At 45.3% G+C, this 5515-nt stretch carries 4 protein-coding genes; all 4 read left to right on the top strand.

The window, feature by feature from the left end; translation table 11 throughout:
* Positions 1-244 precede the first annotated feature (244 nt).
* The 4 genes from AC1WIP_RS10555 to AC1WIP_RS10540 all read left to right on the top strand — a co-directional run bounded on the left by AC1WIP_RS10555 (position 245) and on the right by AC1WIP_RS10540 (position 5389).
* Positions 245-2125 carry a DUF2264 domain-containing protein gene (locus AC1WIP_RS10555; RefSeq protein WP_481141789.1) on the top strand — a complete coding sequence of 627 codons (1881 nt, stop codon included), beginning with the start codon at positions 245-247 and terminating at the stop codon, positions 2123-2125.
* Between the two features lie 18 nt (positions 2126-2143).
* Positions 2144-3064: a carbohydrate ABC transporter permease gene (locus AC1WIP_RS10550; protein WP_481141788.1), complete on the top strand. Its 921-nt coding sequence runs from the start codon at positions 2144-2146 to the stop codon at positions 3062-3064.
* Positions 3065-3205: 141 nt separating this feature from the next.
* A complete protein-coding gene (locus tag AC1WIP_RS10545; RefSeq protein ID WP_481141787.1) occupies positions 3206-3955 on the top strand; it encodes a carbohydrate ABC transporter permease in 750 nt (249 codons plus the stop codon).
* A 33-nt stretch (positions 3956-3988) separates the two neighbouring features.
* Positions 3989-5389 (top strand): extracellular solute-binding protein, encoded by a 1401-nt coding sequence (locus AC1WIP_RS10540; protein WP_481141786.1) that lies wholly within the window; start codon positions 3989-3991, stop codon positions 5387-5389.
* Positions 5390-5515 lie beyond the last annotated feature (126 nt).

Genomic DNA, 5515 nt, shown 5'->3' with positions numbered 1-5515 from the left:
ATGCGACAGGATTTGAACCTGCGACCTCTGCGTCCCGAACGCAGCGCTCTACCAAGCTGAGCCACGCATCGTTATTTCAACATTAAAATAATAAATAAAAAGCCATTGATTGTCAAGCAGAAAATAAGATTTCCCAGAAAGTCTTTTTACGTTCCAAAACCAAAAGAAAAGATACAAATTGCAAAAACCAGTGCACAGATTTCGCTTTTTTTGACTGATATAATAACGTTATCGGAGGCAAGAGATGGAAAACAGAGATAAAATGATGGATAAGAAAACGGAATACAGTAAGCTTCCAATCAACACAAGGCAGCAGTTGGCAGATTTGTTCCAGGCAATGACAAATCCGTTAATTTCTTATTACACTCGGGGAAATGCCGGGCTGCGGCTCGGGAACGGGGGCTGCCACTACTCAGTGCGGGCAAATGAGTGTGAAAGCTTTTTAAGGATATTATGGGGGCTTGCGCCATACACAGCAGGCGGTTTTTCCAGTAATCTGACAAGGCGGTATCTTCAGGGGCTGGAGCATGGAGTAGATCCCCAGGATGAAGAGTATTTTGGTGATGCGCGCAATTTTGATCAGCGTTTGGTGGAAATGGCGGCGCTGGCATTTGCTTTGATTTTAAATAAAGAAACCTTTTGGGTACCGCTCCCACAGAAAGCAAAGGAAAACATGTATCATTGGCTGAATCAGATATTTGTGTATCAGGTTGGAAACAATAATTGGAATTTCTTCAGGATTCTTGTAGGCCTGGCATTTGAACAGCTGTCGTTGGAGTATGACAAGGAGCAGTTTGAACGGACGTTGCAAAACATTGAACAGTTATATCGAGGGGAAGGCTGGTATGAGGATGGGCAAAATGGCAGCTTCGATTATTATAACGCATGGGCTTTTCAGTTTTACGGCGCTATTTATTACAAATTTCGGAGGGATACTGACAAAGAGAGGTGTGAACGATTCAAAAATCGTCTGATAGAACATGCACGGCAGATGAAGTACTGGTTTAGCGAAGAGGGGAGTATGATACCCTACGGGCGCAGCTTGGTATATCGATTTGCCCAGACCAGCGCGTATGCGGCTTTGGCGTATGCGGGCATAGAAGCCATTCCTTATGGGGAGAGCAGACACATTATTTTCCAGAATTTGCGGTGGTGGCTGAAACAGCCGATTTTTGAGCGGGACGGAATTTTGTCGGTGGGCTATGCTTATCCCAATGGGGTGATGAGCGAGGACTATAATTCGCCTGGAGGCGCATATTGGGCGATGAAACCCTTTTTGATTCTTGCGCTGGAGAAAAACCATCCGTTTTGGCAGGCGCAGGAGACTCCTGTCCATTGTGAAAAAAGCTGCTACGCGCAAAGGCGCCCGGGTTTTTTGATACAGCGCAATGACCCGGATAAAAATGTGATATTGCTATCCGGCACAAAGCTTCGGAATACGCGAAGCGGGTATTACTTTGGGAATTTTCCTGACAAATATAACAAATTTGCTTATTCCACCCAAGCTGGGTTCAGTATACAGCGAGGGCACACATCGGAAAAGGATGGAGCCTTTGATTCCATTCTGGCACTGTCAATGAGGGGAGAGGAGAACTATAGCTTTCGGACAAAACAGGAACTGCTTTCCCTATCTGACAGATATATATTGCTGCAGTGGAATATGTTTCAAAATCAGGTCAGGGCAAAGACCCTCTTGCTTCCATGGGACGGCTGGCATGTACGTGTGCACAGGCTGGAAACGGAGATGGCGCTGTCAACTATTGAGGGCGGTTTTTGTATTCCCCGCACGTTGGAAATCAACGCGTACGAATATCCTGCTTCGGCTCATGGGGTGAAATACGCTTCTGAGGGGTATGTGACGGTTCTGGAGGATTTGTTTCAGGATCGTGAAGCCATCATATGCTGTCCGGTTGCAAATACAAACATTTTGTTTGAAAGAACCTTTCTTCCGGTATTGAAAAAGGAACTGGAGCCGGGAACGCATTATTTTGCCTGTGCGGTATTCAGCGGCAAGGAGCGGGAATATGTACAAAAGCAGCTGAAGCATTCCTTTCAGGCGTCAGTAAGGGGAAATCAAGTTGTGGTAACCTGCGATAGCGAGCAGATTTATAGTGGGGTCATATGAGAAATAAGGAGTGAGAGGATGAGCATTGGAAGAAAGTTGTGCAGATCTGGCAAAGCTAACAGCAAGAAAAGAAGTGAATATTTGAACGCCTTGCTGTTTATCATGCCCCAGGTGATAGGAATGATGATTTTTACCATAATTCCAGTATTGTTTTCGCTGTATTTGAGCTTTTCCGACTGGGATATGCTGTCAGGGCTTAACAATATCAATCTTGTGGGAATTAAGAATTATGTCAATATCTGGAAGGATGCAGTATTTAAAGAATCCTTTTGGAATACCATTGTTTTTTCAGTGGCAACGGTAGTGCTGGAATTAAGCCTGGGGATTGTATGTGCCGTACTGATTGATAAATTTGTCTATGGAAGCAGTTACTTTAAGGTGGCGTTCTTTATACCTTATATTTCCAGTCTGGTGGCGGTTTCCGTGGTTTTCAAAGCGCTTCTGCAGCCCACAAACGGGCCTGTAAATCAGATGCTTCGCGCTATTGGCGTGGAAAACCCACCGGGATGGTTCGGGGACAGCAAATGGGCGCTTGCTTCCATTATTTTACTGACGGTCTGGCGTGATCTGGGATACTACATTATCGTGTATTTGGCTGCCATAAAAGGTGTTTCCAAAGAATTGTATGAATCTGCAAGTATCGATGGAGCCGGAAATATCACACAGTTTTTTAAAATTACCCTGCCAATGGTCCGCCCCACGGTATTCTTCCTAATGGTTACGGGAATTATCGGTTCCTTTAAAGCCTTCGACCAAATTGCGGTGACCACACAGGGGGGGCCTGGCTCTTCCTCCAGCGTGCTGGCGTATTACGTTTATAATTCCGCGTTTAATTATTACAAAATGGGATATGCCAGCAGTATGGCGTGGGTTCTGTTTGTATTAATTTTTATTGTTACGGCGCTGCAATGGAAATTTCAGAGCATGGACGTGGAGTGATGGATTTGACAGGGAAGGAGGAGCAAAATGTTTCTGTGGGAAAAAGGAAGAAAGAGTTGTAAAAAATTGGATATTAGAAAATTACTGTGCACAGTTATTTTTACCGGGCTTTCCTTTTGCATGATAATGCCAATTCTATGGATGATTTCAGCTTCGTGCAAGGTAGAGGCAGACGTATTCAATTATCCTATCGAATGGATTCCCAGACACTGGAATGCGGTGGCAAACTACAGCACTGTGCTTTTGGAAAACAGATTTTTTCTAAACTATGTGAATTCTTTTATACAGACAGGGGGTACTGTGGTGCTCAGCCTTTTGGCAGGTGCCATGTGCGCGTATGGATTTACGAAAATCAGATTTCCTCGACGGGACTCTCTTTTTCTGGCGTTTGTAGCGCTGATGATGATTCCTCCTCAGCTTTTACTGATACCGAGGTTTGTGATTGCGCAGAAGCTGCATTTATATGATACGCTTACCATTTTGATTTTGATGGAATCCTTTTCCGTTTATGGAGTATTTATGCTGCGCCAGTTTTTGATGGGCATTCCGGATTCTATCTGTGAAGCGGCCCGTATTGACGGCGCCAGTCATGCGGCTATTTTTACAAAAATTATTTTACCGATGATGAAGCCGGCGCTGGCAACCTTGGCCATATTAAAAACCGTTTGGTCGTGGAATGATTTTCAAGGACCACTTGTTTTTTTAAGAAGCTCAGAAAAGTTTACGGTTCAGCTTGCAGTACAGCAGTTTGCCGCTGCAGACGGACTGTCGCCTATTTATTCTCTGGTGATGGCCGGAGCGGTTGTTGCTACCCTTCCGCTGATTATTGTATTTATTCTTTTCCAATCTCAGGTTATCGACGGTATAGCCGTGGGCGCGGTAAAAGGTTAAATAAGAACAAAACATTTTTAAGGAGGTAACAGGATGAAGAAACGAGTATTAAGTGTTTGCCTGGCAGCATTGCTGTCCATGACTGCCTTGAGCGGATGCGGCGCAAATAAAGCGCTTACAGACACAGGAAATTCAGAAGCGGCAGACTTTTCCGCGACTTCTGACGCACAGGATTCGGAGGAGGCTGCTTCTTCGGCAGAACCCGTCAGTATTACCTACAGCTACTGGATCGCAGAGAATGATACGGATATGATTGAACGGTTCAACCAGGTAGTGGCTGAATTTAACAAAATATATCCTGAAATAGAGGTGGTGTTGGAAACGCAGCCCACAAGCAAAAGCGATGATTATACCCAGAAATATGATATGCTGCTGTTGACAGGGGACACTTCCACGATCATTGCCAACACGGGCCTTCCTCAGTATATTTCCCGTGCGTCGAAGGGACTGTTTGCCCCGCTTGACGAGTACATGGAGGCGGATGGCGCTTCCATGGATGATTATCGCATTAATTGTGAATACAGTGGCGCTGTCTACGGACTTCCCGGAACAAGCACCGCCAATGTGATTTTGCTAAATGTAGATGCCTTGGAAGAAGCAGGCCTGGAGGTTCCGCCGCTTGAGTGGACCTGGGAAGAATATGCGGAATATGCGGAAAAACTGACCAGGACTGTGGACGGCAAGAAGAGATACGGTTCCGTAATGCCCTTCTGGACAGACCCTGTGATGTATTATCTGGGGACAGCGCTCTGTAAGGATGACAATCCTTTGTTTAAGGACGAGAACACCCACAATCTGGATGACCCTACGCTCAAAGCCTGGCTTGAATTTAAAAACCAGCTGGAAAATATTGATAAAACAGAAATTTCCTATGTGGATTATACCACGGGAAGTTTAAACTATATGTCGGAATTCTTTAACGGGAATGCGGCCATGGTAGTGACGACAATTGCCAATTTGGCAAGTGCCCGTTCCCTGGATACCTATCCTCATGAATTCAAAACGGCTGTAGCAATGCTGCCCCGCTTCATGGATAGTCCGGTAGGCGTAGAACGTGACGGTTCGGATGTTTTTGCGGTCAGCGCCAACGCTACAGATGCGGAAAAGGAAGCAGCTTACAAATTCCTCCGCTTCATGACCACGGAAGGAATTGCAATTATGGGACAGATACCTTCCTACAAAATGGCGGATACGGAGCTGGTTATTTCTAATATAGTAGGTGATCAGGAGGAGCTGTTTGATGTAGAGTCCATGAGGGCATATTTCACCTGGGATAAACGGACTTCTCATGTGCCCTACACGTCTCCCGCCCAAAATAATGAGATTGCAGCGATTCTAAAGGAAGAGGCTGACAAATACTTAAGCGGCGGACAGGATATTGATGAAACGGTTGCCGCAATGGTGGAGCGTGCGGACATCGTAATGACACAGTAAGAAAAAGGGCGCCGAGAAGAAACCTCAGAAAGTAATGTGGCGATGGAAAATCGAAAGAACAGAGTGCTATAATAATGAAATAAGAGCAAAACAAGGAGTGCTGACTGATGCGAAAAAAAATGACTC

Source organism: Acetatifactor sp., from assembly GCF_982438285.1.
The sequence above is the reverse complement of the archived record's forward strand: the minus strand, read 5'-3'. Positions and strand labels throughout refer to the sequence as shown.